At 75.8% G+C, this 26,182-nt stretch carries 24 protein-coding genes; 6 read left to right on the top strand and 18 right to left on the bottom strand.

All coding sequences use genetic code 11. The features are described from left to right. Positions 1-288 precede the first annotated feature (288 nt). From ACI79X_RS18180 to ACI79X_RS18170, 3 genes are all read right to left on the bottom strand, one after another. Entirely contained in the window at positions 289-1,239 is a 951-nt protein-coding gene (locus ACI79X_RS18180; protein WP_457026817.1) for a hypothetical protein, read from the bottom strand. After that, a complete protein-coding gene (locus ACI79X_RS18175; RefSeq protein WP_457026816.1) occupies positions 1,236-1,856 on the bottom strand; it encodes an RNA polymerase sigma factor in 621 nt (206 codons plus the stop codon). The genes ACI79X_RS18180 and ACI79X_RS18175 overlap by 4 nt, the downstream gene beginning before the upstream one ends. Positions 1,857-1,933: 77 nt before the next feature. Beyond that, positions 1,934-3,502, bottom strand: a complete 1,569-nt coding sequence (locus ACI79X_RS18170; protein ID WP_457026815.1) for a cryptochrome/photolyase family protein — start codon at positions 3,500-3,502, stop codon at positions 1,934-1,936. Between the two features lie 109 nt (positions 3,503-3,611). Here ACI79X_RS18170 and ACI79X_RS18165 point away from each other — a divergent pair, with 109 nt between their 5' ends. The 3 genes from ACI79X_RS18165 (at position 3,612) to disA (ending at position 6,947) form a co-directional block, all read left to right on the top strand. Beyond that, positions 3,612-4,325 (top strand): hypothetical protein, encoded by a 714-nt coding sequence (locus ACI79X_RS18165; protein ID WP_457026814.1) that lies wholly within the window; start codon positions 3,612-3,614, stop codon positions 4,323-4,325. A 52-nt stretch (positions 4,326-4,377) separates the two neighbouring features. Continuing rightward, complete coding sequence (gene radA, locus ACI79X_RS18160) at positions 4,378-5,748, top strand: DNA repair protein RadA (protein WP_457026813.1); 1,371 nt, start codon at positions 4,378-4,380, stop codon at positions 5,746-5,748. Between the two features lie 179 nt (positions 5,749-5,927). Then, positions 5,928-6,947 carry a DNA integrity scanning diadenylate cyclase DisA gene (gene disA, locus ACI79X_RS18155; RefSeq protein ID WP_457026819.1) on the top strand — a complete coding sequence of 340 codons (1,020 nt, stop codon included), beginning with the start codon at positions 5,928-5,930 and terminating at the stop codon, positions 6,945-6,947. Here the strand turns inward: disA and ACI79X_RS18150 are convergent. Then, complete coding sequence (locus tag ACI79X_RS18150) at positions 6,944-7,627, bottom strand: DUF4232 domain-containing protein (RefSeq protein WP_457026812.1); 684 nt, start codon at positions 7,625-7,627, stop codon at positions 6,944-6,946. The genes disA and ACI79X_RS18150 overlap by 4 nt on opposite strands. Positions 7,628-7,704: 77 nt before the next feature. Between ACI79X_RS18150 and ACI79X_RS18145 the strand changes: the two genes are divergently transcribed. Next, positions 7,705-8,580, top strand: coding sequence for an A/G-specific adenine glycosylase (locus ACI79X_RS18145; protein WP_457026811.1), 876 nt, complete (start codon positions 7,705-7,707; stop codon positions 8,578-8,580). A 157-nt stretch (positions 8,581-8,737) separates the two neighbouring features. On the opposite strand, the gene ACI79X_RS18140 is transcribed toward ACI79X_RS18145, so the two are convergent. The 9 genes from ACI79X_RS18140 to ACI79X_RS18100 form a co-directional block, all read right to left on the bottom strand. After that, positions 8,738-11,278, bottom strand: coding sequence for an ATP-dependent Clp protease ATP-binding subunit (locus tag ACI79X_RS18140; protein WP_457026810.1), 2,541 nt, complete (start codon positions 11,276-11,278; stop codon positions 8,738-8,740). Positions 11,279-11,584: 306 nt separating this feature from the next. Further along, a complete protein-coding gene (locus ACI79X_RS18135; protein WP_073418367.1) occupies positions 11,585-11,941 on the bottom strand; it encodes a histone-like nucleoid-structuring protein Lsr2 in 357 nt (118 codons plus the stop codon). A 164-nt stretch (positions 11,942-12,105) separates the two neighbouring features. Then, entirely contained in the window at positions 12,106-13,608 is a 1,503-nt protein-coding gene (gene lysS, locus ACI79X_RS18130; protein WP_457026809.1) for a lysine--tRNA ligase, read from the bottom strand. A 46-nt stretch (positions 13,609-13,654) separates the two neighbouring features. Further along, on the bottom strand, positions 13,655-14,449 hold the full coding sequence (locus tag ACI79X_RS18125) for a type III pantothenate kinase (protein WP_457026808.1): 795 nt from the start codon (positions 14,447-14,449) through the stop codon (positions 13,655-13,657). Position 14,450: 1 nt separating this feature from the next. Then, positions 14,451-15,359: a carboxylating nicotinate-nucleotide diphosphorylase gene (nadC, locus tag ACI79X_RS18120; protein WP_457026807.1), complete on the bottom strand. Its 909-nt coding sequence runs from the start codon at positions 15,357-15,359 to the stop codon at positions 14,451-14,453. Further along, the gene (locus tag ACI79X_RS18115) at positions 15,356-17,038 is read right to left on the bottom strand and encodes an L-aspartate oxidase (RefSeq protein WP_457026806.1); all 1,683 of its coding nucleotides are present in this window, start codon (positions 17,036-17,038) and stop codon (positions 15,356-15,358) included. The genes nadC and ACI79X_RS18115 overlap by 4 nt, the downstream gene beginning before the upstream one ends. Further along, on the bottom strand, positions 17,035-17,460 hold the full coding sequence (panD, locus tag ACI79X_RS18110) for an aspartate 1-decarboxylase (RefSeq protein WP_073418362.1): 426 nt from the start codon (positions 17,458-17,460) through the stop codon (positions 17,035-17,037). The genes ACI79X_RS18115 and panD overlap by 4 nt, the downstream gene beginning before the upstream one ends. Then, positions 17,457-18,311: a pantoate--beta-alanine ligase gene (gene panC / locus ACI79X_RS18105; protein ID WP_457026805.1), complete on the bottom strand. Its 855-nt coding sequence runs from the start codon at positions 18,309-18,311 to the stop codon at positions 17,457-17,459. The genes panD and panC overlap by 4 nt, the downstream gene beginning before the upstream one ends. Continuing rightward, positions 18,308-19,279 carry a Rossmann-like and DUF2520 domain-containing protein gene (locus tag ACI79X_RS18100; protein ID WP_457026804.1) on the bottom strand — a complete coding sequence of 324 codons (972 nt, stop codon included), beginning with the start codon at positions 19,277-19,279 and terminating at the stop codon, positions 18,308-18,310. The genes panC and ACI79X_RS18100 overlap by 4 nt, the downstream gene beginning before the upstream one ends. A 316-nt stretch (positions 19,280-19,595) precedes the next feature. Here ACI79X_RS18100 and ACI79X_RS18095 point away from each other — a divergent pair, with 316 nt between their 5' ends. Next, positions 19,596-20,342 (top strand): SDR family oxidoreductase, encoded by a 747-nt coding sequence (locus ACI79X_RS18095; protein WP_457026803.1) that lies wholly within the window; start codon positions 19,596-19,598, stop codon positions 20,340-20,342. A 13-nt stretch (positions 20,343-20,355) separates the two neighbouring features. Here the strand turns inward: ACI79X_RS18095 and ACI79X_RS18090 are convergent, their stop codons facing one another. From ACI79X_RS18090 to ACI79X_RS18075, 4 genes are all read right to left on the bottom strand, one after another. Beyond that, positions 20,356-21,678 (bottom strand): DUF6779 domain-containing protein, encoded by a 1,323-nt coding sequence (locus ACI79X_RS18090; protein ID WP_457026802.1) that lies wholly within the window; start codon positions 21,676-21,678, stop codon positions 20,356-20,358. 97 nt (positions 21,679-21,775) lie between these two features. Next, positions 21,776-22,789 carry a glycine betaine ABC transporter substrate-binding protein gene (locus ACI79X_RS18085; protein ID WP_457026801.1) on the bottom strand — a complete coding sequence of 338 codons (1,014 nt, stop codon included), beginning with the start codon at positions 22,787-22,789 and terminating at the stop codon, positions 21,776-21,778. Between the two features lie 158 nt (positions 22,790-22,947). After that, positions 22,948-23,685 (bottom strand): ABC transporter permease, encoded by a 738-nt coding sequence (locus tag ACI79X_RS18080; RefSeq protein ID WP_457026800.1) that lies wholly within the window; start codon positions 23,683-23,685, stop codon positions 22,948-22,950. A gap of 73 nt (positions 23,686-23,758) precedes the next feature. After that, positions 23,759-24,454, bottom strand: a complete 696-nt coding sequence (locus tag ACI79X_RS18075) for an ABC transporter permease (protein ID WP_457026799.1) — start codon at positions 24,452-24,454, stop codon at positions 23,759-23,761. A 39-nt stretch (positions 24,455-24,493) separates the two neighbouring features. On the opposite strand from ACI79X_RS18075, the gene ACI79X_RS18070 reads away from it, so the two are divergent. After that, positions 24,494-25,687, top strand: a complete 1,194-nt coding sequence (locus ACI79X_RS18070; RefSeq protein ID WP_457026798.1) for an ABC transporter ATP-binding protein — start codon at positions 24,494-24,496, stop codon at positions 25,685-25,687. Here ACI79X_RS18070 and ACI79X_RS18065 read toward each other — a convergent pair. Further along, a complete protein-coding gene (locus tag ACI79X_RS18065; protein WP_457026797.1) occupies positions 25,684-26,181 on the bottom strand; it encodes a DUF3180 domain-containing protein in 498 nt (165 codons plus the stop codon). The two genes, ACI79X_RS18070 and ACI79X_RS18065, sit on opposite strands and share 4 nt — an antisense overlap. Position 26,182 lies beyond the last annotated feature (1 nt).

Raw genomic sequence — 26,182 nt, 5'->3', positions numbered from 1 at the left:
GTGGTGGCGGTGACCGACGACGGCTCGCCGCGCCCCGGCGCGACCTTCGCGCTGTGGGAGCCGCCGCTGACCGAGCGCACCGGCGAGCACGGCGCCCCGCTGCGCCGCTCGGCCGCCGCGGACGGCGGGGGGGGGGGGGGCGGCCCCGGGGGGGGCGGGGGGGGGTGTGGCGAGCGCGGGCGCGCGCGCCCGCCCGCCGCACCCCGGCGCCCGCCCCCGCCCCCCCCCCCCCCCCCCCCCCCCCCCCCCCCCCCCCCCCCCCCCCCCCCCCCCCCCCCCCCCCGCGGATCACTTCCGGCCGTTGCCGTTGCCGTTGCCGTTGCCGTTGCCGTTGCCGTTGCCGTTGCCGTTGCCGCCGCCGTTGCCGTGACCGGTCCCGGCGGGGGCAGCGGGGGCCGGGGCGGCCTCCTGCGTGGTCACGGCCGGGGCGTCCTCCACCGGCGCCGGGGCCGGGGCCGGGGCCGGGGCCGGGGTGGTGGCGCGGGCGGCCTCGCGCGCGGCCTGGCGGGCGGCGTTGCGCTGGTGGGCCATGTCGCTCACGCGGCTGCCGGTCGCGTAGCCGAGGTGCGCGCCCTCGCTGACCCAGGCGCCGAAGGTCTGGCCGTCCCGCGGGCCCGCCAGCCACTCGGTCTCGCTCACCTCGGGCTCGGCGACCGGAGCGGTCTCCTCGGGGACCTCGGGCGTCTCGGTGACCTGCGGGTCGGTCACCTCGGGCGTCTCGGTGACCTGCGGGTCGGTGCCGACCGGGGTCTCGGTGACCTGCGGGCCGGTCGGCTCCGGCGTCTCCGTCGGCTCGGGCGACCCGGTGACCTCCGGGGCGGTGACCTCCGCGGTCTCGTCCGAGGCGGTGAACAGGCCGCCGTCCTGGCCGGGCAGCGCGCCGGCGGTGGCGCCCGCGGTCAGGGCGAGGGCGACGGCGCCGGTCGCGGCGGCGCACTTGGCGGCGATGCCCGCGGCGGCGAGCTTGGCGGTGATCGTGGTGAGGAGCATGCGGGGTCTCTTCCGTGAGGCCCGGGCGGGACGCCCGGTCGTCCGCGTGGACGGTTCCGACTGGTCGGTGATCAGACCGGTCGCCAGCAGCTCGGCCAGGGCCGCGTTCGGCCGGCCCTGCTCGGTGGCGCAGGCCCGGACCGCGTCGGTGAACGCGGCCAGGGACCGTGCGCCCTCGGGCACGGGACGGCCGGTGAGGCAGGCCTCGAGGGCCGCCTCCGCGGCGCGGTCGTCGGCTGGCGTGGTCATCTCGCCCCCGTCATCGCCGGACGGGCCCGGAGGGGTGCGCGCGGCACCGCCGTCTCCCCCGCCGGGGTGACCCGGGCGGGAGCGAGCTCCTCCTGCAGCCGCCGCAGCCCCCGCCGCTGCAGCGCCTTCACCGAGCCCACCGAGCGGCCCATCACCTCGGCCACCTGCTCGACGGTCAGGTCGGCGAGCACCCGCAGGAGCAGCACCGATCGCTGGTCGGCCGGCAGCCCCGCGCACAGGCGGTGCACGGTCTCGGTGCCCAGCCGGGCCAGCACGTCGTCCTCCACGTCCCCGCCGGGGAGCGCGGCGAGCGCGTCCGCGCCGTCGTCGGTGACCACCGGGCGGCGGCTGCGCCGCCGGTGCTCGTCGACCAGCCGGCGGTGGGCGATGGTGAACACCCACGACCGCAGCGCCGCCTCGTCGCCGCTGAACCCGGGCAGGCCGCGGAAGACGGCGAGGAACGTCTCGCTCGCCGTGTCGTCGGGGTCGGGCGCGCCGTGCAGGCGCAGGTAGCCGGTGACCACCGGGGACAGGTCCCGGTAGAGCACCTCGAACGCCCAGGCCGCCCCCGTGCGCGCGGCCGCGAGGACGTCGTCGAACGCCGGGCCCACCGCCATCCGCACCTCCGTCGCCGTCCCCCGTACGGGGACGACATCGGCAGGTCCGGGACGGAACTGGACCGTCCGTCACCCGGTCAGGGGGCGCTGGTGCCCCGCGCGGCCTCCTGCTCGACGACGAGGGGCAGGTCCCCCAGCCGGTCCAGGCCCTGCAGCGGACGGCGCATGCGCTGGTTGCCGGCCAGCCGCTCGCGGTTGCGCTCCAGGAACGCCCAGTAGCCCGCGGTGTACGGGCAGGCGTCCTCGCCGAGGCGGCGCCTCGGGTCGTAGGGGCAGCGGCCGCAGTAGTCGCTCATCCGGTCGATGTAGGCGCCACCGGCCGCGTAGGGCTTGGTGGCCAGCATCCCGCCGTCGGCGTGCTGGCTCATGCCGACGACGTTGGCCACCATCACCCAGTCGTAGCCGTCGACGAACGTGCGGTGGAACCAGTCGGTCATCTCGCGCGGGTCGATGCCGCGCTGCAGGGCGTAGTTGCCGAGCACCATCAGCCGCGGGATGTGGTGCACCCACCCGTCGCGGCGCAGGTCGCCGAGGACGCCGGACAGGCACGCGGCGTCGACGGCGGTGTCGTCGAGCTCGGCCATCCACCCCGGCACCGGCTCGAGGGCCCGCAGCGCGTTGGCGTGCCGGTAGTGGCGGCCGAAGTGCCAGTAGGTGTGCCAGATGTAGTCCCGCCAGCCCATGAGCTGCCGGATGAAGCCCTCGACGGAGTTGAGCGGCAGCGGCTCGCCGTCGGCGGCGCGGGCGCGGGCGGTGTCCTCGGCGGCGTGCACGACCTCCAGCGGGTCGAGCAGGCCGAGGTTGATCGCCGGGGACAGCAGCGAGTGGGCCATCCAGCGCTCGTCGGCCAGCATCGCGTCCTCGTGCGGGCCGAAGACGCGCAGCCGCGCGGTGAGGAAGTCGTGGAGCCGGGTCAGCGCCTCCTCCCGGGTGACCGGGAACCGCCGCGGGCCGTCGTCTCCGACGAAGGACACCGACCCCTCGGCTTCCCACCGGTCGAGGTCGGCGCGGACCTGCTCGTCGATCTCGTCCTCGGCCGGCCACCACGGCTCGGGCGCCGGCGAGCGGCCGTCGCGCGGGGCGGGCTCGCGGTTCTCGTGGTCCCGGTTCCACTGCCCGCCGAGCGGTTCAGCGCCGTCCATGAGGACCCCGAGGCGCCGGCGGGCGTCGCGGTAGAAGTCCTCCATCAGCAGCCGGCGCCGTCCGCGGCCCTCGGCCCAGCGGGCGAACTCGCCCTGGGAGCTGACGAAGCCGCGGGCGGCGAGCACCTCCACGCCGGGGCGCTGCAGGACGTAGTCGCGGCTGCTCCAGGTGGTGGGCGCGCAGACGCTGATCGGCTCGTCGTAGCGGTCGAGCGCCTCGGCGTAGGTGGTGACCTGGTGCAGGTCGGCCTGGTCGCCGAGCTCGGCGGCGCGGTGGCGCAGCGCGGAGAGCACCAGGTGCGCCTTCTGCCGGTGGAACCGGCGGCGGGCGAACACCGCCTTCGACTCGATCAGGAGGACCGGCTGGTCGGGCCGGTCGAGGAAGTGCGGGCCGAGCTGGTCGGCGAACAGCCAGCGCCGGGTGGCCGGGGACCGCTCGGGGAAGTCGGCGAGCGCGGGGTCGTGCTGCTCGGGACCGGGTCCGCCCGTCGCTGGGCGCTCCATCCGCCTCACCTCCCGGCGGACATGGTGGGTGGACCGTTACGCTCGGCGCATCTCGGGCCACCGGATCTCCGGTGGCCGGCACGTGTTCCCCCGCTGGAGGTCGACCGCTGTGAACCGCGCGAAGCGCGCCGCCGTTCTGGGTGCCCTCGTGGTCACCCCGGTCGCCCTCGGTGCGTGCAGCGCCGGGCAGGTCTCGCAGACCGGGACCCAGGACCGCGACAAGGTCGGCCCCCAGGCGCAGGTCGAGGACATCCTGCTGCGCCAGGTCCTCCTCGACGCCCCCGAGGGCGGCACCTACGAGGAGGGCGACGACGCCACCCTGGTGCTGACGATCGTCAACGCCTCCAACGAGGCCGACACGCTCACCGGCATCGAGGGCGAGGGCTTCTCGGGCCTGCGCGTGGCCGGCACCGGCCCGACGCCGTCGCCGTCCTCCCCCGCCGGCGACCAGCCCACCGGGACGCCGGCGCCGGGCACGACGGGCGCCACCCCGGGCGCGGTGCCGTCGGTGCCGGCCGCCCCCACATCTGCGGCGCCCACGGCCAGCTCCCGGGTCGACCTGGAGATCCCGGCCGACACCGCGCTCTACATCGGCCGCGGCGGTGACGCGACCATCACCCTGCAGGACCTCGAGCAGCCGCTGACCACGGGCCAGTACCTGCCCCTGACGCTGACCTTCGAGCAGGCCGGCGAGATCCAGGTGCAGGTCATGGTCGCCGCCCCGGGCGAGGTCGTCGAGCGCGGCGAGCCCTTCGACTTCCACCAGGGCGAGGCCGGCGAGGCCGAGAACCCGGAGAGCGAGGAGGACACGCAGTCCGAGTGAGGCCTGCCGCGTCCTCCCCGGGACTGTCGGCACCCGCACCTACCGTGGCGGCGTGCCCTCCGGAGTGAAGTCCGCCCGCCCCGCCCACCGCTGCACCGAGTGCGGCTTCTCGTCGGCGAAGTGGATGGGCAAGTGCCCGGAGTGCCAGGCCTGGGGCACCCTCCAGGAGGTCGGCCCGGCCGCGCCCGCGCTGCGTGCGGTCGCCGCGGGGCCGGTCACCGCGCCCGCCCGGCCGATCGCCCAGGTCCAGCTCGACGGCGCCCGCGCGGTGCCCACCGGCATCGCGGAGTTCGACCGCGTGTTGGGCGGCGGCCTGGTGCCCGGCGCCGTCGTGCTGGTGGCCGGCGAGCCCGGGGTGGGCAAGTCCACGCTGCTGCTCGAGGTCGCCCACCGGGTGGCCGAGGCGAACGGGCCCACGCTGGTGGTCTCCGGCGAGGAGTCCGCCGCGCAGGTGCGGCTGCGCGCCGAGCGGATCGGTGCCCTCCACGACCGGCTGTACCTGGCCGCCGAGACCGAGCTGTCGGCGGTCCTCGCGCACGTCGAGCAGGTGGCGCCCTCGCTGCTGGTGCTCGACAGCGTGCAGACCGTCCGCTCCTCCGCGGTCGACGGCACCGACGGCGGCGCCACCCAGGTCCGTTCGGTGGCCACCGCGCTCACCGCCGTCGCCAAGTCCCGCGGGATGACCACGATCCTGGTCGGCCACGTCACCAAGGACGGCGCCATCGCCGGGCCGCGGGCGCTGGAGCACCTGGTCGACGTCGTCATCTCCTTCGACGGCGAGCGGCACTCCACGCTGCGCCTGGTCCGGGCCACCAAGAACCGGTTCGGCCCGGCCGACGAGATCGGCTGCTTCGAGATCGGCGACGGCGGCGTGGTCGGGGTGCCCGACCCGTCGCACCTGTTCGTCTCGCGGCGCACCTCGTCGGTGCCCGGCAGTTGCGTCACGGTGACCATGGAGGGCAGCCGGCCGCTGCTGGCCGAGGTGCAGGCCCTCGTCGCCCAGAACACCGGCGGCGGCTCGCCGCGGCGGGCGGTCAGCGGGCTGGACTCCCAGCGCGTGGCGATGGTCAACGCCGTCGTCGAGCGGCGCGGCGGGGTCCGGCTGGCCGACGCCGACGTGTTCGCCGCCTCGGTCGGCGGCGTGAAGATCGCCGAGCCCGCGGCCGACCTGGCGCTGGCGCTGGCCATCGCCTCCGCGTCGCGGGACACCCCGCTCCCCGAGGGCCTCATCGCCCTGGGCGAGGTCGGGCTGTCGGGTGAGATCCGGCGGGTCGGCGGCACCGGACGGCGGCTGGCGGAGGCCGCGCGGCAGGGCTACCGGCTGGCGCTGGTGCCGCTCGACGCCGGCCCGGCGCCCAAGGGCATGCGGCTCATGGAGGTCCCCGACCTCGGCGCGGCGCTGACCCACCTGTTCCCCGGGTGAGCCGCGCGCCGGAGCGAGCCGGTCCCGTGCCCGCACCCCGCTCGCGACCGGCCGCGACGCGTGCCACGTAGACTCAGCCGCCGAACCGCGTCGACGTCAGGAGCGCCCGTGCCCCCCGCTGTGGACTCCGAGGTCGCCCTCCGCGAACTCCTCGGCCGCATCGCGCACCGGGGACGGCGCTGCGGGACGGCCTGGAGCGCATCCTGGCCGGGCGCACGGGTGCGCTGATCGTGCTCGGCTACGACCGGGTCGTGGAGTCCATCTGCACCGGCGGGTTCGCCCTCGACGTCGCCCTGTCGGCCACCCGGCTGCGCGAGCTGGCCAAGATGGACGGCGCGGTCATCCTGTCCTCCGACGGGCTGCGCATCGTCCGCGCCGGCGTGCACCTCATGCCCGACCCGACGGTCCCCACCGAGGAGTCGGGCACCCGGCACCGCACGGCCGAGCGGGTCGCGGTGCAGACCGGCTTCCCGGTGATCTCGGTCAGCCAGTCGATGCACATCATCAGCGTCTACGTGGCGGGCCGGCGCTACACGCTCGAGCACCCGACCACCATCCTCGCCCGCGCCAACCAGGCCCTCGCGGCGCTGGAGCGCTACAAGCTGCGCCTCGACGAGGTCGCGAGCACCCTGTCCGCGCTGGAGATCGAGGACCTGGTCACCGTCCGCGACGCGATGAGCGTCAGCCAGCGGCTGGAGATGGTCCGCCGGATCGCCGACGAGATCGAGGGCTTCGTCGTCGAGCTCGGCACCGACGGCCGGCTGCTGGCGCTGCAGCTCGACGAGATGCTCGCCGGCGTCGAGGAGGACCGCGCGCTGCTGGTGCGCGACTACCTCCCCGGCGGCGCCGCGCGGCGGCCGCGCACCATCGAGGACGTCCTCGCGGACCTGCGCACGCTGTCGGCCACCGAGCTGCTCGACCTCTCGGCCGTGTCGCGCTGCTACGGCCTGCCCACCTCGGCCGACGCGCTGGACTCCCCCGTCAGCCCACGCGGCTACCGCCTGCTGGCCCGCGTGCCGCGGCTCCCGGCGGCGATCATCGACCGGCTGGTGGAGCACTTCGGCGGGCTGCAGAAGCTGCTGGCGGCCACCATCGAGGACCTGCTGGCCGTCGAGGGCGTCGGCGAGGCGCGGGCCCGCGGCATCCGCGAGGGCCTGTCCCGGCTGGCCGAGACCTCGATCCTCGACCGCTACAGCTAGCGGATCCGCAGCGGCGCGTCCGGGCTGGTCTTCGCGTCCAGCCGCGCCCGCACCACGTAGTCCCCCGGCGCCACCGGCACCCGCGGGGCGGCGCAGGCCGGCTCGCTGGTCAGGCCCGTCCAGGTCAGCGGGAACACCACCTGCTCGCCGGGCTGCAGCGTGCGGGTGTCGCTGCTGCTGGCGGGCTGGCAGTCGTTGCTCCCCCACAGCCGGGCGCCGGCGCCGTCGACCAGCACCATCTCCTGCAGCTGGGCGTCCAGGGCCCGCGTGCACGGCACGGCGGAGGTGTTGGTGACCACGAGCTCCAGGGACACGGCGGCACCGGAGGGCGCCTCGCCGGGGGTGCGCACCTCCAGGGCGATCGAGCCGTCGCCGCACACCCCGCCGGCCTCCTGCTGCGGTGGCGTCGGGGACTGCGGCGCGGGCGGCGTCGTGCTCGGGGCGGGCGTGGGGGTCTGCACGCCCGCCAGCGACGGGACCACGCGGTCCAGCGCCGGGGGCCCGGCGTCGGGCTCGGGGGCCGTCGTGGAGCCGTCAGCGGCAGCGGAGGTGCCCGAGCCGGTCACCAGCGACACGAGGAGCCAGCCCCCGCCGCCGAGGACGGCCAGCAGGAGGGTCAGCACCATCAGCCGCCGCCGCCAGTAGACGGCGGCCGGCAGGGGTCCGACCGGGTGCAGCACGGAGCCGACGGTAGTGCGCCGCCGCGACGGCCCGGCACAGGGCACGCCGCACCCGGCGGGAGGCACACTGGACTCCCGTGAGCAGCACCGCCGGACTCGGGGACGCCCTGGTCGACTGGTACGACACCGCCGCCCGGGACCTGCCCTGGCGGCGTCCGGGCGTGGACCCGTGGGCGGTGCTGGTCAGCGAGGTCATGCTGCAGCAGACCCCGGTGGCGCGCGTGGAGCCGGTGTGGGCCGACTGGATGGCCCGCTGGCCCACGCCCGCCGACCTGGCCGCCGCCTCCCCGGCGGAGGTCATCCGCGCCTGGGGCAAGCTCGGCTACCCGCGGCGGGCGCTGAGGCTGCGCGAGACCGCGGTCGCGCTCGTGGAGCGGCACGGCGGCGCGGTCCCGGCCGACGTGCCGGCCCTCGAGGCCCTGCCCGGTGTCGGCACCTACACCGCCCGGGCGGTGGCCTGCTTCGGCCACGGGCAGCCGCAGCCGGTCGTGGACACCAACGTGCGGCGGGTGGTGGCCCGGTTGGTGCACGGCCGCGCGGAGGCGGGCACCGCGCGCGCCTCCGACCTCACCGACGTCGCGGCGCTGGCCCCGGCCGGCCGCGAGCGGGCCTGCCGGTTCTCCGTGGCCGCCATGGAGCTCGGGGCGCTGGTCTGCGTCGCCCGCACGCCGCGCTGCGCCGTCTGCCCGGTGCGGGACCGCTGCGCCTGGCGGCTGGCCGGCAGCCCGGCGCACGACGGCCCGGTCCGCAGGGTCCAGCGGTTCGCCGGCACCGACCGCCAGGTGCGCGGGCGGCTGCTGGACGTCCTGCGCGCCGCCGACGGCCCCGTGGCGGCCGCCCTGCTCGACGCCGCCTGGGACGACGCGGCCCAGCGCGCCCGCTGCCTGGACTCGCTGCTGGCCGACGGGCTGGTCGAGCAGACCCCCGATGGCCGCTTCACCCTGCCCGCCTGATCCGGCCTGTCCTGGCTCACCGCGACGCGTCCTGGCTCACCGTCGGCGGTGAGGCAGGACGCAGCACGATCAGGCCACCTGATCCCGGCCATCCCCGGACGCGGCGAGGGCCGCCCCCCGCGTGCGGGGGACGGCCCTCGTCGGTCGTGCTAGGCGCTCACTCCTTGGTGAGCGAGGTGGTGCCGCCGCCGTCCTCGTCGTCGCCGACGGTCAGCGCGACCGGGGGCGAGTCGGGCACGTCGATCGGCTTGGCCTCGCCGCGGAAGGTGAACTTCGCGGTCGGGCCCTCGCCCTCGACGTCCACCACGATGATCTGACCGGCGGTCAGCTCGCCGTAGAGGATCTTCTCCGACAGCGCGTCCTCGATCTCGCGCTGGATCGTCCGGCGCAGCGGCCGGGCACCCAGCACCGGGTCGAACCCGCGGGCCGCCAGCAGCTTCTTGGCGTCCTGCGTGATCTCCAGCGACATGTCCTTGTTGGCCAGCTGGCCCTCCACCCGGGCCACCATGAGGTCGACGATCTCGATGATCTCGTCCTCGGTGAGCTGGTGGAACACGACGATGTCGTCGATGCGGTTGAGGAACTCCGGCCGGAAGTGCTGCTTGAGCTCCTCGTTGACCTTGAGCTTCATCCGCTCGTAGTTCGACTGGTTGTCGTTGCCGACCTGGAAGCCCAGGCCCACGGCCTTGGAGATGTCCCGCGTACCGAGGTTGGTCGTGAGGATCAGGATCGTGTTCTTGAAGTCCACGATCCGGCCCTGACCGTCGGTGAGCCGGCCGTCCTCCAGCACCTGCAGGAGCGTGTTGAACACGTCCGCGTGCGCCTTCTCGATCTCGTCGAAGAGGACCACCGAGAACGGCTTGCGCCGCACCTTCTCGGTCAGCTGGCCACCCTCGTCGTACCCGACGTAGCCGGGAGGGGCACCGACGAGCCGCGACACGGTGAACCGATCGTGGAACTCGCCCATGTCGATCTGGATGAGGGCGTCGTCCTCGCCGAAGAGGAACTGCGCGAGCGCCTTGGCGAGCTCGGTCTTACCGACACCCGAGGGGCCGGCGAAGATGAACGAGCCACCCGGACGGCGCGGGTCCTTGAGCCCGGCCCGCGTGCGACGGATCGCCTGCGAGACGCTCTTGATGGCCTCTTCCTGGCCGATGATCCGCTTGTGGAGCTCGTCCTCCATGCGGAGCAGACGGGTCGTCTCCTCCTCGGTGAGCTTGAAGACGGGGATGCCGGTCCAGTTGGCCAGCACCTCGGCGATCTGCTCGTCGTCGACCTCGGCGACGACGTCCATGTCGCCGGCCTTCCACGCCTTCTCGCGCTCGGCCTTCTCCGACAGGAGGGTCTTCTCCTTGTCGCGCAGCGACGCGGCCTTCTCGAAGTCCTGCGCGTCGATCGCCGACTCCTTCTCGCGGCGGATGCCGGCGATCCGGTCGTCGAACTCGCGCAGGTCCGGGGGCGCGGTCATCCGCTTGATCCGCATCCGGGCGCCGGCCTCGTCGATCAGGTCGATCGCCTTGTCGGGCAGGAAGCGGTCGGAGATGTAGCGGTCGGCCAGCGTGGCGGCGGCGACGAGGGCGCCGTCGGTGATGCTGATCCGGTGGTGGGCCTCGTAGCGGTCCCGCAGGCCCTTGAGGATCTCGATCGTGTGCTGCAGCGTCGGCTCGCCGACCTGGATGGGCTGGAAGCGGCGCTCGAGGGCGGCGTCCTTCTCCAGGTGCTTGCGGTACTCGTCGAGCGTGGTGGCACCGATCGTCTGCAGCTCACCGCGGGCCAGCATCGGCTTGAGGATGCTGGCGGCGTCGATCGCGCCCTCGGCGGCACCGGCACCGACGAGCGTGTGGATCTCGTCGATGAACAGGATGATGTCGCCGCGGGTGCGGATCTCCTTGAGCACCTTCTTGAGGCGCTCCTCGAAGTCACCGCGGTAGCGCGACCCGGCGACGAGGGCGCCGAGGTCGAGGGTGTAGAGCTGCTTGTCCTTCAGCGTCTCGGGGACCTCGCCCTTGACGATGGCCTGCGCCAGGCCCTCGACGACGGCGGTCTTGCCGACGCCGGGCTCGCCGATGAGGACGGGGTTGTTCTTGGTCCGCCGCGAGAGGACCTGCATGACCCGCTCGATCTCCTTCGCCCGCCCGATGACCGGGTCGAGCTTGGAGTCGCGCGCGGCCTGGGTCAGGTTGCGGCCGAACTGGTCGAGCACCAGCGACGTGGACGGAGTGCCCTCGGAGGGGCCGCCGGCCGCGGCCGGCTCCTTGCCCTGGTAGCCCGACAGCAGCTGGATGACCTGCTGGCGGACGCGGTTGAGGTCGGCACCCAGCTTGACCAGGACCTGCGCGGCGACGCCTTCGCCCTCGCGGATCAGGCCGAGCAGGATGTGCTCGGTGCCGATGTAGTTGTGGCCGAGCTGCAGCGCCTCGCGCAGCGACAGCTCGAGGACCTTCTTGGCACGCGGGGTGAAGGGGATGTGACCGGACGGGGCCTGCTGGCCCTGGCCGATGATCTCCTCGACCTGCTGGCGGACCCCCTCGAGCGAGATGCCGAGGGACTCGAGGGCCTTGGCCGCGACACCCTCACCCTCGTGGATCAGGCCCAGGAGGATGTGCTCGGTGCCGATGTAGTTGTGGTTGAGCATCCGGGCCTCTTCCTGGGCCAGGACGACCACCCGACGGGCTCGGTCGGTGAACCGTTCGAACATCTGCTGCTTCTCCTCTGACCGGCTGGTCCGGCACTGTCCTCCCCGGAGATGGGGAGGAGCACCCGACGTCCGTCGGCGCGCTGGGGCACCGGTCTTTCCACTGTAGTCACGGACCACGCCGTCCCGTCGGCACTCGGCCGGGGGTCGGGAGGTGGCTGTCCGGTCCAACCGATGGTGGACGAACGGTGTTCCGGGAGGGTTACGCCGACAGCGGACGGCGCGTGGTCCCGGGGACGGCACCGGCCCGGCACCCCGCGGGGTACCGGGCCGGTGACCGCCGACTCCGCCGGCGTGCTGACCGAGACGTCAGTGCGCGGCCTCGTAGGCCTCGACGACGCTGGCCGGGATGCGGCCGCGGTCGCTGACGTCGTGGCCGTTCTTGCGGGCCCAGTCGCGGATGGCGCCGGCCTGCTCTCGGTCCATCCGGCCACCGCCGCCCGTGGCGCGGGAACGGCCGCCGCCGGAGGCGCGACCCCCGCTGCCGCGGCCGACCTTGCGGGCGGCCTGCACGTACCGGGAGAAGGCGTCGCGCATCTCCTTGGCGTTCTTGTCGGAGAGGTCGATCTCGTAGCTCGTGCCGTCGAGGGAGAAACTCACCGTCTCGTCGGCGGGGACGTCCTCGTCGAGGTCGTCACTGAGGATCACCTGCACCTTGCGCGCCATTCGTGTTGCCTTCCTCCTTCTCGGCCCCCGTGGCCGGACGAATTCCACCGCCCATTGTGGGCGGCGCGTCCATTCCACCACGGAACGGCACGCCCGCACCAATTCCGGTGCGGGCGGGTCGCTCTTTCCGGGGATGAATTCCGGCGGAACGAGAACGGCGGGTTTCAGGAAATGGGTCGCACGAGAGGGAAGAGGATGGTCTCGCGGATGCCGAGTCCGGTGAGCGTCATCATGAGGCGGTCGATGCCCATGCCCACGCCGCCGGTGGGCGGCATGCCGTACTCGAGCGCCTCGAGGAAGTCCTCGTCGAGCACCATGGCCTCGGGGTCGCCGGCGGCGGCGAGCAGCGCCTGCTGGGTGAACCGCTCGCGCTGCACGACCGGGTCGACGAGCTCGGAGTAGCCGGTCCCCCGCTCGATCCCGCCGATGTAGAGGTCCCACTTCTCCGCGAGCCCCGGCGTGGTGCGGTGGGCGCGGGTGAGCGGTGAGGTGTCCACCGGGTAGTCGACGACGAACGTCGGCGCCTGCAGCGAGTCCTGCACCAGCGCCTCGAACAGCTCCTCGACCACCTTGCCGGGCAGCCACGCCGGGTCGACGGAGACCTCGTGCCGCTCGGCGAGCGCGCGCAGGTGCTCCACCGGCGTCTCCGGGGTGACCTCCTCGCCGACGGCGTCGCTGACGAGCGAGTACAGCGGCACCTGCGGCCACTCCCCCGACAGGTCGACCTCGGTGCCGTCGTGGTGGCGGGCGGTGTGGTCGCCGAACAGCGCGGCGCAGCACTCCTGGATGAGCTCGCGGGTGGTGCGGGCGACGTCGTCGTAGTCGGCCCACGCCTCGTAGAACTCGAGCATCGCGAACTCCGGCGAGTGCGAGCTGTCGGCGCCCTCGTTGCGGAAGTTGCGGTTGATCTCGAAGACCTTCTCCAGGCCGCCCACGATGCACCGCTTGAGGAACAGCTCCGGCGCGATGCGCAGGTACAGGTCGAGGTCGAAGGCGTTCATGTGGGTGCGGAACGGGCGCGCGGCGGCCCCGCCGTGCACGGTCTGCAGCATCGGCGTCTCGACCTCGAGGAAGCCGCGGCCGGTGAGCCCGGCGCGCAGCGCGGCCATCACCTGGGCGCGCTGGCGCACCGTGCGGCGCGCCTCGTCGCGCACGATGAGGTCGACGTAGCGGCGGCGGACCCGCAGCTCCTCGCTCATCGGCTTGTGCGCCACCGGCAGCGGGCGCAGCGCCTTGGCCGCGAGCTGCCAGGAGTCGGCGAACACCGACAGCTCGCCGCGCCGCGACGTGCCGACCTCGCCCTCGACGAAGACGTGGTCGCCGAGGTCGACGTCGGCCTTCCACGCGTCGAGGGACTCCCCGCCCACCCGGTCGCGGGAGAGCATGACCTGCAGCTCGGCGTCGCCCTCGCGCAGCGTCGCGAAGCACAGCTTGCCGGTGTTACGGCTGAAGATGACCCGGCCGGTGACGCCGACCCGCTCGCCGGTCATGGTGTCCGGCTCGAGGTCGGGGAAGCGCTCGCGCACGCCGGCCAGCGACGCCGTCCGCCCCACCGCGACCGGGTAGGGGTCCGTGCCGGTCTCGCGCAGCCGGTCGAGCTTGGCCCGGCGGACCCGGAGCTGTTCGGGGAGCTCGTCGTCGGGAGGGCCGGGAGGCAGGTCGGTCACGGCGCCCGAGCCTACGGCGGTGGGCCGCGCCACCCCCGGCGTGCTCCTAGCGGCGGCCGGCCGCCTGCTGCCGCTCGAAGGCCAGCCGCAGCCCGTGCACGGTCAGGTCGGGCTCCCGCTCGGCGATGGTGCGGCAGCTGTCGGCCACCAGCGGCGCCAGCCCGCCGGTGGCGACGACGACCGGCGGGGTGCCGAACTGCGCCACCAGCTCGGCGGCGATCCGGCCGACCAGCCCGTCGACCAGGCCGGCGAACCCCAGCACGACGCCGGACTGCAGTGCCGCCACCGTGTTCTTGCCGATCGCCTGCGGGGGCACGGTCAGCTCCACCGAGCGCAGCTGGGCCGCGCGCGAGGCCAGCGCCTCCAGGCTGACCTCCACGCCGGGGGCGAGCGCGCCGCCGAGGAACTGCCCGTCGGGACCCACGGCGTCGACGTTGGTGGAGGTGCCGAAGTCGACCACCACGACCGGCCGGCCGCCGCCGCCGGGCGTGCGGCCGAACAGCTCGTGCGCGGCCAGGGCGGTGACCACCCGGTCGGCGCCGACCTCGCGGGGGTTGTCCACGTGCAGCGGGACCCCGGTGCGCACGCCCGGGCCGATGAGCACCACGGGCACCTCGAGGGAGTCCAGCAGCTGCCGCAGGGCCGGGAGCAGCGCCGGGACGGTGGAGCAGGCGGCGACGCCGGTGACCTCGGTGTCGCGCAGCAGCCCGCGCCACAGCATCCGGATCTCGTCGGAGGTGGCCCGCGGGTGCGTCGTCACGCGCCAGCACCCGACCCGCCGGGCGCCGTCGAAGGTGGCCAGCACGGTCTGGCTGTTGCCGACGTCGACGGTGAGCAGCACGTCAGGCCCGCAGGTCGAGCGCGAGGTCGAGGATCGGCGAGGAGTGGGTGAGCGCGCCGACCGACAGGAAGTCGACGCCGGTCCCCGCCACCTCGCGGGCGACGGCGAGGGTGAGCCCGCCGGTGGCCTCGAGCTCCGCGCGGCCCCCCACCAGCGCCACGACCTCGCGCAGCTGCGCGGGGGGCATGTTGTCCAGCAGCAGGAAGTCCGCGCCGGCCTCGACCGCCTCCACGGCCTGCGCGGGGGTGTCGGCCTCCACCTGCACCGGCACCCGCGGGGCCCGCTCGCGCACCGCGGCGACGGCGGCGGCCACGGAACCCGCGGCGGCGACGTGGTTGTCCTTCACCATCGCGACGTCGTAGAGGCCCATCCGCTTGTTCGACCCGCCGCCGCAGCGCACCGCGTACTTCTCCAGCGGGCGCAGGCCGGGCGTGGTCTTGCGGGTGTCGAGGACGACCGCGCCGGTGCCCTCGACGGCGTCCACCCAGGCGCGGGTGGCGGTGGCGATGCCGCTGGCCCGGCTGGCGATGTTCAGGGCGCTGCGCTCGGCGGCGAGCAGCGCGCGCACCGGCCCGCGGACGGTGAGCAGCACGTCGCCGGGGGTCACCCGGTCGCCGTCGGCGGCACCGGCGGTGAGGGTGGCGCCGGGGGCGAGGCGGGTGAAGACGCGCGCGGCCACGGGCAGCCCGGCGACGACGCCGTCGGCCCGGGCGACCAGGTCGGCGGTGCCGTACTGCGCCGGGGGCACGGTGGCGGCGCTGGTGACGTCGAGGGCGACGGCGAGGTCGGGGGCGCCGGGGAGGACGGCGCCGCCGGCGAGGTCCTCGGCCAGCGCGCGCTCGACGAGCTCGTCGACCCAGGCCTCCGACAGCCCCGTGCCCTCCAGGGACCGCGGGTCGGTACCGCTCACCAGGCCACCCCCACGGGCTCCCCGACCGGGCGGCGGGAGAGCCGCAGCCGGCCGTCGTCGTCCAGGCGGACGTCGAGGTGCACCCGCCACTCCTCCTCGCTGCCGGGGTGGTCCTCCCGCCAGTGGCAGCCGCGGGTCTCCTCGCGGGCCGCGGCGGCCGCGGTGAGTGCGCTCGCGACCGTCAGCAGGCCGGTGGCCTCCCAGCTCTCCACGCCGGGCGCGGCGCCCGGCCCCTCCACCAGCGACGCGGCGAGCGAGGCGAGCACGCCGGTGGCCTCGGCCAGCCCGGCGCCCGAGCGGAGCGCGGCGACGCGGCCGGACGTGGTGTCGGTGACCGTGCGGCGCCCGGCCGGGTCGAGCAGCCCGCCGGTGGCGGGTGCCCCGGCCAGCGCGGGGGCCGACGGCGGCAGGGAGGCGGCGAGGTCGGCGCCGATGCGCGCGGCGAAGACGAGGCCCTCCAGCAGCGAGTTCGACGCCAGCCGGTTGGCCCCGTGGACGCCGGTGCAGGCCACCTCGCCGCAGGCGTAGAGGCCGGGGACCGTCGTCCGCCCGGCCAGGTCGGTGGCCAGCCCGCCGGAGGCGTAGTGCGCCGCCGGGGTGACCGGCACGAGGTCGGTGACCGGGTCGATGCCCTCCTGGCGGCAGCGGGCGACGATCGTCGGGAACCGCTCGGCGAGGCCGGGGATGCCCCGCGCGTCGAGCCAGACGTGGTCGACGCCGTCGCGCAGCTGCACGCGGGTGATGCCCTTGGCGACGACGTCGCGCGGCGCGAGCTCGGCCAGCGGGTGCGCGCCGACCATGAACCGCTCGCCGGCGCCGTCGCGCAACACCGCGCCCTCACCGCGCAGCGCCTCGCTGACCAGCGGCTGCTGGCCGCGGGCGCCGGGGCCGAGGTAGAGCGCGGTCGGGTGGAACTGCACGAACTCCAGGTCGGTGGCGACCGCGCCGGCGCGCAGCCCGAGGGCCACGCCGTCGCCGGTGGACACCGACGGGTTCGTCGTCGAGGCGTAGACCTGCCCCATGCCGCCGGTGGCGAGCACGACGGCGCGGGCGCGCACCGCGCCGACGCCGTCCGCGGTGCCCTCCCCCAGCACGTGCAGGGTGACGCCGGCCGCCCGGCCCGCCGCGTCGGTGAGCAGGTCGAGCACCATCGCGTGCTCGACGAGGGTGACGCCGGGGTCGGCGAGGACGGCGGCGTGCAGCGCGCGCTGGACCTCCGAGCCGGTGGCGTCGCCGCCGGCGTGCACGATCCGGTCGGCCGAGTGCCCGCCCTCGCGGGTGAGCAGCAGCCGGCCGCCGGGGTCGCGATCGAAGGCCGCGCCCCAGTCGATGAGCTGGTACAGCCGCTGCGGCCCCTCGGTCACCAGCGCCTGCACGGCGGCGGGCTCGCACAGCCCGACGCCGGCCACCTCGGTGTCGCGGGCGTGCGCGTCAGGGGTGTCGGCCGGGTCGAGGACGGCGGCGATGCCGCCCTGCGCCCAGCGGGTCGACCCGTCGTCGACGCGCACCTTGGTGACGACGGCGACCGACAGGCCGGCCGCCCGCGCGTGCAGCGCGACGCACAGCCCGGCGACGCCGGAGCCGACGACGCAGACGTCGGCCGACAGCTCCCAGCCCGGCGCCGGGGCGGCCAGGCGGGTGGGCAGGCCGGTGACCGACGGCGTCGTCAGCGAGCTCACCGGACCGGCACGCCCAGGTCGCTGCGCCGCTGGTCGGTCGCGCCGGGCACCGGCGCCGAGGGGTCGCCGCCGAGCTCGACGACCCGGTTGTCGCCGTCGACGTGCACGACCTTCGGGATGTAGCTCTTCGCCTCGGTCTCGTCCATGAGGCCGTAGCTGATGAGGATGACCATGTCGCCGGGGTGCACGAGGTGGGCGGCGGCACCGTTGATGCCGATGACGCCGCTGCCGCGCTCACCGGGGATGACGTAGGTCTCCAGCCGCGCGCCGTTGGTGATGTCGACGATCGCGACCTGCTCCCCGGGGATGAGGTCGGCGGCGTCGAGGAGGTCCTCGTCGACCGTGACCGACCCGACGTAGTGCAGGTCGGCCTGGGTGACCGTCGCCCGGTGGATCTTGGACTTGAGCATCGTGCGCATCATCGGGGCTCTCCCAGCTGGACGGCGGTGTTGTCGAGGAGTCGGGTGCTGCCGGCGCGGGCGGCCAGCAGGAGGCGGGCGGGGCCGGCCGCGGGCGCGGGGCCGAGGTCGGGGTCGGTGAGCGCGAGGTAGTCGGCGACGAGCTCCGGCGCGCCGGCGAGGACCGCGCGCGCGGCGGCGAGGACGGCGTCGGCGCCGTCGGGGCCTGCGTCCGCACCGGACCGCAACGCCCTGTTCAACGTCGCGGCCCGGGCCCGCTCTTCCGGGGTCAGGTAGCGGTTGCGGCTCGACAGGGCCATGCCGTCGTCCTCGCGGACGGTGGGGACGCCGACGACCTCCACCGGCAGCGCCAGCTCGCGGACCATCGCCCGCACCAGCGTGAGCTGCTGGTAGTCCTTCTCGCCGAAGAACGCGAGGTCGGGCCGCGCCAGGCCGAACAGCTTGGCGACGACGGTGAGCACGCCCGCGAAGTGGCCGGGCCGCACCGCGCCCTCGAGGACCGACCCCAGCGGGCCGGGGTCGACGGTCACGCCGAGCGCCCCGGGCGGGTACACCTCCTCGACCGGCGGGTGGAAGACGACGTCCGCGCGCTCCTCGGTGAGGGCGGCGAGGTCGGCGTCCCAGGTGCGCGGGTAGCGGTCGAGGTCCTCGCCGGGACCGAACTGGGTCGGGTTGACGAACACCGAGACGACGACGCTGCCGGCGCGCTCGCGGGCGGCCCGGACCAGCGTGCGGTGCCCCTCGTGCAGCGCCCCCATGGTGGGCACCAGGGCGACCGGGCCGGGCAGGCCGGCGACCAGCTCGCGCAGCTCGGCGGAGGTCTCGGCGACGGCGGGGCGGGTGCTCGTGGTCACCGGGAGCCCGCCGGGTCGGTCGGGGTGGCGGGGTGGGCGGGAGGCACCGCCTCGTACAGCAGGTCGAGCAGCGGAGCGCCCTCGTGCCGCTTGAGCCGGCCCGCGGCCAGCGCCCGCTCGGTGGTGCGCTGCGCCATCGCCACGTAGGCGGCGACGGAGGCCGGCGCCCGCTCGGTGAGCGTGTGCAGGTGGTCGGCGACCGTGCCGACGTCGCCGCGGCTGACCGGGCCGGTGAGCCCGCGGTCGCCGCGGCGCAGGCCGTTGTCGAGGGCGGCGGTGAGCAGCGGGGCGAGCACGCGGGCGGGCGCGTCGACGCCGGCGGCGCGCAGCAGGTCGGCGGCCTCGGCGACGAGGGTGACCAGGTGGTTGGCGCCGGTGACCAGCGCGGCGTGGTACAGCCGCCGGTCGGCCTCGGCGACGAAGAACGGCTCGCCGCCCATCTCCAGCACGAGCGTCTCGGCGACGGGCCGGTGCTCCGGGCGGCTGGTGACGCCGAACGGCGCGCCGGCCAGGCGGTCGGCGTCCTCGGGGGCGCCGGTGAAGGTCATGGCCGGGTGCAGCGCCAGGGGCAGGACGCCGGCCTCCTCCGCGGGGGCCAGGGCGGCCAGGCCGTGCGCGCCGGAGGTGTGGAAGGCCAGCTGGCCGGGCCGCCAGGAGCCGGTGCCGGCGAGGCCGGCGACCAGGCCGGCGAGGATGTCGTCGGGCACGGCGAGGACGACGAGGTCCGCGGCGGCGACCACCTCGTCGGCGGGCAGCAGGGGGACGCCGGGCAGCAGCCGGGCGGCGCGCTCGGCGGAGGCGGCCGAGACGCCGGAGGCGGCGACCACGTCGTGGCCGGCGGCGGCGAGGGCGGCGCCCAGGACGGCGCCGACGCGGCCGGCGCCGACGACGCCGACGCGGAGCCGGGCGGGGGCGTGCGCGGCGGGCGGGAGCCCGGCGGCGCGGGGGTTCCTGCGGGCAGCAGGCATCGCGGTCACCTCTCGTTCCAGTCCCTCCCGGGTACCGGACTCGGTGGCCGGTGCGACGTCGTCGTCGCGCCGGGTGTGCAGGTGGTGCTCTGTGGTGCCGGCGGGGAACTCGCTGCGACCGGGTGTGTCACGCGGGCGACGCGCCGATGGCGAGTGTGTGACGCCCCGGGGCCACCTGCAACGCACCGGGCCTGTGGAGTGGGTCACTCCCCCGTCCGGGCGGCCCGGGGTGGCGGGGTACGGCCCGTCGCACCGGCCCTACGGTGAGCGGCGGCACCGGCGCCGACGCGGTCGCCGGCGGACACGAGGGAGTTCCGTGGAGACGTTCGAGGGACGCACCGCACTGGTCACCGGCGGCAGCCGGGGCATCGGGCTGGCGATCGCCCGCAGCCTGGTCGACCGGGGGGCGCGCGTGGTGCTCACCGCCCGCAAGCCCGAGGCGCTGGAGGAGGCCGTGGCGTCGCTGGGCGGGCCGGACGTCGCCGTCGGCGTCCCCGGCAACGCCGGGGACGCGGCGCACCGCGCGGAGGCGGTGCGCACCGCCGTCGAGCGGTTCGGCAGCCTCGACCACCTGGTCGGCAACGTCGGGATCAACCCGGTCTACGGGCCGATGGTCGACCTCGAGCTCGACGCCTTCCGCAAGATCCTGGACACCAACGTGGTCGGCACGCTCGGGCTGGTGCAGGAGGCCTGGCGGGCGTGGATGGCCGAGCACGGCGGGTCGGTGCTCGTCGTCGCCTCGGTGGCCGGGCTCAAGGCGTCGCCGGACATCGCGGGCTACGGCGTCAGCAAGGCCGCGCTGATCAACCTGGTCACCCAGCTCGCCGTCGAGCTCGGGCCGAAGGTGACGGTCAACGCGGTCGCCCCCGCGGTGGTGAAGACCCGCTTCGCCGGCGCCCTCTACGAGGGCCGCGAGGCCGAGGCCGCCCGCGCTTACCCGGCCGGGCGGCTCGGCGAGCCGGAGGACGTCGGGGAGGCCGCGGCCTACCTGCTCGGCGCCGGCTGGGTCACCGGCCAGACGCTCGTGCTCGACGGCGGCGCGCTCTCCCGCGGGCCGGCCTGACCGGTCGGTACGCCTAGCGGCCGAGGACGCGGGCGAGGACGTCCTCGCCCGCGTCGTCCTCGCGGTAGCGCCGGCGACGGCCGCCGGGCCGCACGCCGCTCTCGGCGAGGATCTGCGCCAGGCGGGCCGCGCCGGGGTCGTCGGCCGCCGGCTCGACGGGCGTGGGGGTGACGACCGGCGGCACCACGGGGACGGCGGTGGCGCCGTGGCCGGCCGCGGCGGCGTGCACCGCGGGCCGCTGCACGGTGGCCTGCTCGTAGGTGGCGGGCGCGGGCAGCGGCGGCGGGTCGGTGCGGCGGCGGTGCTGGGCCGGCGGAACGGGCGCCGCGGGGACGGCGACCGGCGGCACCGCGGCCGGAGGAACGGGAGCCGGCGGCACCGCGGGGCGGTCGTCGATCATGCCGCGGGCGGCCAGCCACTCGCGGGGCGAGCCGGCGGCCGGGCGGCCCGGCGGCGGCACGGGGACCGCGGGACGGGGACGGGGGGCGACCGCGGCCGGGACGGGCTCGGGGCGCGGCTCCGGGCGGACGGCGGGCAGCGGATCCAGGCGTGCCGCGGGACGCGGCTCCGGACGGACCGCCGCCGGCGGCTCGGGCCGGAGCTCGGTCAGCGGCTCGGGGCGGGACGCCTCGACCGCGACGGTGGCGGGCGCCGGGGCGGCCGGCCAGCCGCCGGACAGCCCGCGCGCCACGTCGGCCGACCAGGCGGAGGTGGCGGGCTCCAGCGCCTCGCGGCCGGGGCCGGTGCGCACCGACTGGGCGTGCATGACGACCCGCTCGACGCGCATCTCCCCCGACAGCTGACCCGACAGTTGCCCGGTCAGCTCGGCGCGCAGCCGCCCGACGTCGGCCCGCAGGCCCGTGAGCTCGGCCAGCTCGCCGCGCAGCTCCCCGGACAGGGCGCCGACGGCGGCGACCTCCTGGCGCAGCGCGCCCAGGCCGGACAGGCCCTCGCGCAGGCCGGCGAGCTCCCCGCGCAGCGCGTCGAGCTCGCGGCGCATGGCGTCCTCGGCGTCGCGGCGGACCCGGTCGGTGCGCTCGCGCTCGGAGTCGCGCACGTCGGCGAGCTCGCGGCGGTGGGCGGCCCGCAGGTCGGCCTCGGCCCGTGCTCCCGTGTCGTCGTCGCCGGCGGGCCGGGCGGTCGCGAAGGCGGCCAGCAGGCAGGCCCAGGCCACGGACACGACGGCGATCCGCAGGACCGTGGGGTCGTCGCTCAGGAAGACGACGGCGGTGGCGCCGACGGCGGCCAGGCAGCCGAGCGCCAGGCCGGCCGCCCGCCACGGCGAGGACCCGCTGGTACCGCGACGGGCCGACCCGTCCTCCCCCGTGGCGCGCATGGGTTCCAGCGTAACGCTGAGCGAGCCCCCGACTCCGGCACGGATACGTCCCGTGTGCCGGAGCCGAGGGCTCGCCGGGTGGTGCGGGGTGGTCCTCCTACTGCTGCGCGAGGGCGCCGTCGGAGCTGAAGACCAGGCCGATCGAGACCTCGCCCTGCTGGATGGCGGCCTTGGTGAGCGGGCCGCCGGCGTCGAACTCGCGGAACTCGGCGAAGGTGAGGCCGTAGGTCTCCTCGAGGCCGGGCTGGCAGAACGGCCGGGTCGGGCACTCGGCCGGCCCGCCCAGGACGAGCGAGCCGTCGCCGCAGGCGTCGGCCAGCTCCGACAGCGTCGTGACGCCCAGCTGGTCGGCGAACTCCTGCGTGACCGCGAAGGCGTTCTGGTCGGCGGCCTGCGACGGCGTGCCGAACGTCAGGCCCACCTGGTCGGCCAGCGGCTGCAGCGCGTCCCGGGTGGCCTGGGCGTCGCCGCTGGCGATCGGCGCGGCGTCGGGGCCGTTGACCTGCTTGTTGACCGCCTCGGTGACCGTGGCCAGGTACTCGGGGAAGACCTGCAGGTCGGTGCCGGAGATGAGCGCCGGCAGGTAGAGGTCGCGGTTGCCGACCTCGCGCACCGAGGCGTCGAAGCCGGCGGCGTCGAGGACCCCGGCGTAGACGTTGGCGAGGATCGTCGACTCGGTGAAGTTGCCGGCGCCGACGACGACCGGGCCGCTGCCCTGCTCGAGGCCGTCGGTCACGCCGCTGTCGGCGACCCAGGCCGCGGCGACGTCCTCGGCGCTCTGCCGCTCGACGTCGACGGCGGCGTTGAGCTCGATGAGCTGGTCGGTGGTCATCGCCTCGGAGACCGCGTCCAGCGCCGGCAGCAGGGCCGGGTTGGCCGCCGCGGTGGCCGAGGTGACCGCCGGGACGATGTTGTCGGCGTTCTGCAGCTCCTGGTCGTCCTCGAGGACGACGAGCTGGTCGCCGGCCACGGGGGCGCAGGCGTCGCCGCCGGCGGCCGAGCCGCTGGCACCCGTGGAGCCGCCGGTGCCCGAGGAGCCCGACTCGCCGCAGGCGGCGGTGAGCAGGAGTCCGGTGAGCAGGAGAGGAGCGAGAGCGCGTTGCTTGCGCATGTGTCCGCCTTCTGTGTCCCGTGCGGCGAGCGGCCGCGACGCGTGTCTGGCGGGGGTCCCCGCGGCGCACATGCAACCCCCGGCCGGCGACCGGCGGCAATCGGGGCGCAGATGTGTTGCGCGGTCGTTACACGGCCGCCGTCAGGTGGAGATCCGGCTCACAGCGGGACGCCGGATGCGGTCGGTTCCGGAACGGCGGCGGCGTCCTTCGACGTCCTGACCTGCAGGAACGGCAGACGGCGCGGTCCGGGGGTGACGAACCACGACACGAGCGCGAGCACCGCCTCGGTGAGCAGCGCCAGCCCCGCGACGGCGATGGCGCCGGCGATCATCACGCCGTAGTCCTGCTGGCCGAAGCCGAGGTTGATCAGCCGGCCCAGTCCCCCGCCGCCGACCAGCGCGGCCAGCCCCGCCGTCGCCACGACCTGGACGGTGGCCGTCCGGATGCCGGTCATCACCAGCGGCAGGGCCAGCGGCAGCTCCACCCCCGTGAGCACCTGCCCCCGGCTCATGCCCATGCCGCGGGCGGCCTCGCGGACCTCGGGGTCGACGCCGCGGAAGCCGACGAAGGTGTTGGTGAGGATCGGCGGGACGGCGAAGACGGCCAGCGCGATGGTGGTCGCGCGGTTGCCGAAGCCGATCGGGCTGACCGCGAAGAGGGTGAGCAGCGCCAGGGTGGGCACCGCGCGGCTCACGTTGGACAGCGCGACGACGAGCCCGCCGCCGTGGCGGGAGGCGCCCAGCGCCGTGCCGATCGGCAGGGCGACGACCATCGCGGCGAGGACGGCGACCAGCGAGATGGTCAGGTGCTCGACGGCGAGGTCGGCGATGCCGCCCGGCCGGGTCCAGTTGAAGGGGTCGTTGAGGTAGACGACCGCCCGCTCGAAGTCGTTCACCCGCCCTCCTCGCCGGCGCTCGTCGGACTCGTGCCCGGCGTTGCCCTGCTCATGTGTGAGCTCGCGAGCTCGCTCACGTCCGCGCCGCCCGCGACCAGGGGGTGAGCAGCCGTTCCACCCCGGCGAGCAGCGCGTCGGCGAGCAGCGCGAGCAGCACGCAGCCGACGGCGCCGGTGACGATCTCGGCCCGGTAGAAGTTCGAGGCGAAGCCGCCGGTGATCAACTGCCCCAGCCCGCCGTGCCCGACCAGCACCCCGACGGTGGTCAGCGCGACCGTGGACACCGTGGCGATCCGGAGGCCCGCCATGATCGCCGGCAGGGCCAGCGGCAGGTCCACCCGCCACAGCGTCTGGGCGCCGGACAGGCCCATGCCGCGGGCGGCCTCGCGCACGTCGGCCGGCACGCCCTGCAGGCCGGCGAGGAAGTTGCGCACCAGGATGACCAGCGAGTACGCCACCAGCCCGATGAGCACGGTGTTCGACGACAGCCCGGTGAAGGGCACCAGCAACGCGAACAGCGCCAGCGACGGGATCGTGTAGACGACCGTGGACAGGCCCAGGACCGGCGCCGACAGGTACCGGCTGCGGCGGGCCGCCAGCGCCAGCGGCAACGCGAGCGCCGCGCCGATGAGCACCGCGAGCACGGTCAGGCGCACGTGCTCGCCGGTGTAGGCGAGGATGCTGTCCCAGTTGTCGGTCACGTAGGAGGGGTCGAACCAGGGGTTCGGCGCCTCGTCCGCCGCGAGCAGCCCCGCCGGGGGGTCGCTCACCGCGTCCAGCAGAGGGCGCGCACCCAGGGAGGTCACCCCGTGGACGCTACTGCCGCGAGCGGTCCGGAGGGCCGCGTCCCCGACAGCGGGGCGCAGGAGATCCGGCTCGAGGGGGTGGGCAAGGTCTACCCCGACGGCACCGTCGGCGTGCAGGAGCTCGACCTGACCTTCGCCGCCGGGGAGCTGTCGGTGCTCGTGGGCCCGTCGGGCTGCGGCAAGACGACGACCATGAAGATGATCAACCGGGTCATCGAGCCCACCAGCGGGCGGATCCTGCTCGGCGGCGAGGACGTCACCCGCGTCGACCCCGACCGGCTGCGCCGCCGCATCGGCTACGTCATCCAGAACGTGGGGCTCTTCCCGCACCAGACGGTGCGCGCGAACGTCGCCACGGTGCCGCGGTTGCTCGGCTGGGACCGGCGGCGCACCCGTGCCCGGGTCGACGAGCTGCTGGCCACGGTGGGCCTCGACCCCGCCGTCCACGGCGACCGCTACCCCGCCCAGCTCTCCGGCGGGCAGCGGCAGCGGGCCGGGGTGGCGCGCGCGCTGGCCGCCGACCCCGCCGTCCTGCTCATGGACGAGCCGTTCTCCGCCGTCGACCCGGTGGTGCGCGAGCGGCTGCAGACCGAGTTCCTCCGGCTGCAGGAGACGGTGCGCAAGACGATCGTCTTCGTCACCCACGACATCGAGGAGGCCGTGCGCATCGGCGACCGCATCGCGGTGATGAGCACCGGCGGGCGGGTCGAGCAGTTCGCTCCCCCGGCCGACCTGCTCGGCCGTCCGGCCAACGCCTTCGTCGCGGACTTCGTCGGCGCCGACCGGGGCCTCAAGCGGCTGGCGGTCACCGGCATCTCCGTCGACGACCTCGAGCGGCCCCCGGTCGTGCACGTGGCCGACGGCCTGGCCGACGCGCGCACGTCCATGGTGGCCACCGGCGCGCGGTGGGCGGTCGTCCTCGACGACGACGGGCGGCTGCACGGCTGGCTGTCGGCCGAGCGGGCCACCGGCGCCGGCACGGTGGGCTCCGCGGCGCGGCGGATGGAGGCCTGGGTGCCGGTCGAGGCGACGCTCAAGACGGCGTTCTCCACGATGCTGCAGCACGAGGCCGGCTGGGTGGCCGTGCTCGACGGCGACATCTTCCTCGGGGTGCTGACGCCGGAGTCGCTGCACGCGGCGCTGCGCCGGTCGGTGGAGGGGACGGTGCCCGAGGTGGCCGGCGCGGCGCGCGCCTAGGCGCGGACGCCGCCGGGCGGGTCGTCCTCGTCCGGCGGCACCCGGCACACCGACTCCAGCCACAGCGCGGCGGCGGTGAGCGCGGCGGCGCAGCCGACGCCGACGACGGCCGTGACCGTGTCGCCCCCGGCCGCCTCCAGCCGGGACACCGCGGGCGCCACGTGCAGCAGGACGCCGGCCCAGACGCCGGCGAACACCGCGCCGACGTACGCGCTGGCCTGGGCGAGCACCGCCAGGCGGGCGACGAGCATCGGCTCGACCGGCCGGACCAGCGGCGCCCCGGGCTGGGGGCTGCCGCCGCGGCGGGCGGCGCGCTGGGCGGCCAGCCGGGTGCGCAGCGTCCGGGCGCCCAGCGCCTCGGCGACGGCGAGCGCGGCCAGCGGCACCGGCAACCACCAGCGCAGCGGCGGCAGGCTGCCGTAGGTGGCGCGCACGACCAGCCACGAGGCCAGCGCCAGCCCGACGGCGACGACGACCAGGTCGCGGCGGCTCACC

Source organism: Geodermatophilus sp. SYSU D01119, from assembly GCF_054049975.1.
This window is presented reverse-complemented; position numbering and strand designations above follow the sequence as displayed.